Raw genomic sequence first — 3,824 nt, 5'->3', positions numbered from 1 at the left:
CGGCGCTGCTCGCGGCCTGGACCGCGCCGCCCGCCGGGGCCGACGACCTGACCGCGTGGGAGGCCCTGGCGCGGGCGCTGCCGGCGGCGGCGCCGCGCCGGCCACTCGCGGTCGCGCGCGTCCGCCAGCTCTCCCGGGAGTACGCGGTGGAGCGCGCAACGTTCCTGCAACGTCGGTGACACTAGCGTCCTCCGCCAACCACCCCATCGCACGGCGGAGGTTCCGATGACACGCTACGACGCACCCACCCACTGGCAGTCCCGCTACGACCACTTCATCGGCGGCGAGTACTCCAAGCCGCACCATGGCCGGTACTTCGAGAACCCCAGCCCGGTGACCGGGCAGACCTTCTGCGAGGTCGCCCGGGGCACGGCCGAGGACGTGGAGAAGGCCCTCGACGCGGCCCACGGTGCCGCCGACGCGTGGGGCCGCACTTCAGTCGCCGAGCGGGCGCTGATCCTCCACCGGATCGCCGACCGGATGCAGGAGAACCTGGAAGCCCTGGCGATCGCCGAGACCTGGGAGAACGGCAAGCCGGTACGCGAGACGCTCGCCGCCGACATCCCCCTGGCCATCGACCACTTCCGCTACTTCGCCGGCGCGATCCGCGCGCAGGAGGGCTCCCTCGGCGAGTTGGACGACGACACCGTCGCCTACCACTTCCACGAGCCGCTCGGTGTGGTCGCCCAGATCATCCCGTGGAATTTCCCGATCCTCATGGCGACGTGGAAGCTCGCCCCGGCGCTGGCCGCCGGCAACACGGTGGTGCTCAAGCCGGCCGAGCAGACCCCCGCGTCGATCCACTACTGGCTGTCCCTGGTGGCGGACCTGCTGCCGCCGGGCGTGCTCAACATCGTCAACGGCTTCGGCGTCGAGGCGGGCAAGCCGCTGGCGTCCTCGCCCCGGGTGGCGAAGGTCGCGTTCACCGGCGAGACCACCACCGGGCGGCTGATCATGCAGTACGCCAGCGAGAACATCAAACCCGTCACGCTGGAGCTGGGCGGCAAGAGCCCGAACCTCTTCTTCGACGACGTCAGCGCGTCCCGCGACGACTTCTTGGACAAGGCACTCGAAGGTTTCACCATGTTCGCCCTCAACCAGGGCGAGGTCTGCACCTGCCCGTCCCGGGCGCTCATCCAGCAGGGCCACTACGCGGACTTCCTGGCGGCGGCCGTCGACCGCACCCGGGCCGTCACGCAGGGGCATCCGCTGGACACCGACACGATGATCGGTGCGCAGGCGAGCAACGACCAGTTGGAGAAGATCCTGTCCTACCTGGACATCGGTCGCCAGGAGGGTGCTCGCGTCCTCACCGGCGGGGAGCGGGCGGACCTGGGCGGTGAGCTGTCCGGCGGGTACTACGTGCAGCCGACGATCTTCGAGGGTGACAACTCGATGCGGATCTTCCAGGAGGAGATCTTCGGGCCGGTGGTCTCGGTGACCTCCTTCGCCGACCTCGACGACGCCGTGAAGATCGCCAACGACACGCTGTACGGGCTGGGCGCCGGCGTGTGGACGCGGGACATGAACACCGCGTACCGGGCCGGGCGGGCCATCCAGGCCGGCCGGGTCTGGACGAACTGCTACCACGCCTACCCGGCGCACGCCGCGTTCGGCGGGTACAAGCAGTCCGGCATCGGCCGGGAGAACCACCGGATGATGCTGGAGCACTACCAGCAGACGAAGAACCTGCTGGTCAGCTACTCCACCAAGAAGCTGGGCTTCTTCTGATGCACGTGGTCTCCCTCACCCCCGCGGCGGCCGAGCTGATCCGGTCGCTGCGGGGGCAGCACGGGCCGCTGATGTTCCACCAGTCCGGCGGCTGCTGCGACGGCAGCGCCCCGATGTGCTACCCCGCCGGCGAGTTCCGTACCGGTTCGTCGGACGTCCTGCTGGCGTCGCTGACGGTGGACGGCGTCGACGAGCCGGTCGAGTTCTGGATGTCGAAGTCCCAGTGGGAGTTGTGGAAGCACACGAGGTTGACGGTCGACGTGGTCCCCGGCCGGGGCAGCGGCTTCTCCCTGGAGGCCCCGGAGGGCGTGCGTTTCCTGGTCCGCTCCACCCTGGCGTAACCTCCGGCGATCTTGCACTTTCTGCCCCCGACATGCGGCATTTGCGCTACTTGTCGAGGCACAAAGTGCAAGATCGCCGAGAGCGGGCGGGCCCGAATGGGGTAAATACCTCGTTCTTGTGCATCTTCGTCTGGCTTGGGGGTTGTGATGCTCCTGCGGTTCTTCCTGCCGATAGGGGTGTCTGATGCTGACCATTCGTTCCTCGTCACGGCTCGGCCTGGCCGGGGCAGTACTGCTCGCGGCGACCGCCGTCGCCGGCTGCGGCCTTCACGCCGGGCCGTCCGGCACGTCGGCCGGGCGGGCAGCTGAGGTATCCGCGACCACCGGACCGGACCGGCCGACCGACGTGCTGACCCGACTCCGCGAGCAGCGGCAGGTGCGGCTGCTCCCCGACGATGCGCCGCGCACCTTCGCCGAGCCGTACGACCAGGTGCCACTGATCGAGACCGCCGGACCGGGTGAACTGGACCCGACCTTCGGCACCCGGGGCGTCACCGTCACCCGATTCGCCGAGCAGGCGTACGCGGCGAACGGCCTGACCGTGCTGCGAGACGGCGCGATCGTGACCGCGGGCGGCGACCAGAACTACGAGTCCGACGAGTTCGTGCTGGTCAAGTACCGCTGCGACGGCACGGCCGACCCGGACTTCGGCGACGAGGGCCGAGTGGTCACGCCGATTCCCCGCGGCGTCGGCGGCGGTGCCCAGGCGATCGCGACCGGGCCGAAGGGAAAGCTGGTGGCGGTCGGCACCGCGGGCCTGGGCGGTCCGGGCGAACTCGGCTTCGCGTTGGTCCGCTACCGGGCCGACGGCGAGCTCGACGAGAGTTTCGGCAGCGGCGGGATCGTGGTCGCCCCGGTCGGGATGGCCCGCAGCGCCGCAGCCAGCGACGTCGTCGTTCTGTCGAACGGGCGGATCCTGGCGGCCGGGGGCGCAAACGACGCCGAGGGCAATCCCGGTTTCGCCGCCGCCCGGTTCCTGCCCGACGGCCGGCTGGACCCGAGCTTCGGGGAGGGGGGCTCGGTGGTGGTGCCGATGCCCGGCGGTGACGCGGGCGCATTCGCCCTCGCCGTGCAGCGGGACGGGCGGATCGTGCTGGCCGGCACCGCAGAGAACCAGGGCGTCACGTCATTCGGGCTGGCTCGCCTCACACCCGACGGTGGGGTCGACCGGAGCTTCGGCACCGGCGGGGTGGTGGTCGAGACGTTCCCGGGCGCGGGAATCAACGGCGCCAACGACGTGGTGGTGGACCAGAAGGGGCGGATCGTCGCCGCCGGCGTGACCGGCAACCTGTTTCAGCCGACCGCTTTCGGCCTGATGCGGTTCCGGGCGGACGGCTCGCTGGACCCGACCTTCGGCATTCGGGGGAGAGTGCGCACCGAGTTCGAGGGCAGCGCCGGTGCGCTCGGCGTCGTGGTCCGCCCCGACGGTGGGCTCGTCGCCGCTGGCCAGGCGTGGCCGAACATCGCCCTGGCCGGGTACGAGCCCGACGGCGACCTGGACGAGGACTTCGGTGACGACGGCCGGACGCTCACCGCGGTCGAAGCGATCTCCGCCGCCACGGGCGTAGCGCTCCAGTTCAACCGCCGGATCGTGATCTCCGGTGTGACCGGCAACGAGACGCTCAGCGACGCCGCCTTCCTGGTAGCCCGCTACGGCCTCCTCCCGGGTGACCTGCCGAACCACTGCGAACGCACCCCGTCAGTCAACGGCCTAGGCTGACACCCCACCCCACCCCCCACCCCCGCCCCCCA

3 protein-coding genes and 1 pseudogene are annotated in these 3,824 nt (G+C 70.7%); all 4 read left to right on the top strand.

Features of this window, described 5'->3' with window-relative positions; genetic code table 11:
• Positions 1-179, top strand: a pseudogene (locus tag AB0I76_RS24755) (transcriptional regulator); the annotation flags it as partial.
• 46 nt (positions 180-225) lie between these two features.
• Positions 226-1,731 (top strand): aldehyde dehydrogenase, encoded by a 1,506-nt coding sequence (gene adh, locus AB0I76_RS24750; RefSeq protein WP_357039919.1) that lies wholly within the window; start codon positions 226-228, stop codon positions 1,729-1,731.
• Positions 1,728-2,072, top strand: coding sequence for a DUF779 domain-containing protein (locus tag AB0I76_RS24745; RefSeq protein WP_357039922.1), 345 nt, complete (start codon positions 1,728-1,730; stop codon positions 2,070-2,072). Before adh ends, AB0I76_RS24745 begins: the two co-directional genes overlap by 4 nt.
• Positions 2,073-2,256: 184 nt before the next feature.
• Positions 2,257-3,792: a hypothetical protein gene (locus AB0I76_RS24740; RefSeq protein ID WP_357039916.1), complete on the top strand. Its 1,536-nt coding sequence runs from the start codon at positions 2,257-2,259 to the stop codon at positions 3,790-3,792.
• Positions 3,793-3,824: the final 32 nt, after the last annotated feature.

The sequence above is a fragment of the Micromonospora sp. NPDC049799 genome (genome assembly GCF_040656655.1).
GTDB lineage: Bacteria > Actinomycetota > Actinomycetes > Mycobacteriales > Micromonosporaceae > Micromonospora.
Note: the sequence above shows the minus strand (reverse complement) of the source record. Positions and strands in the feature narration are given on the sequence as shown.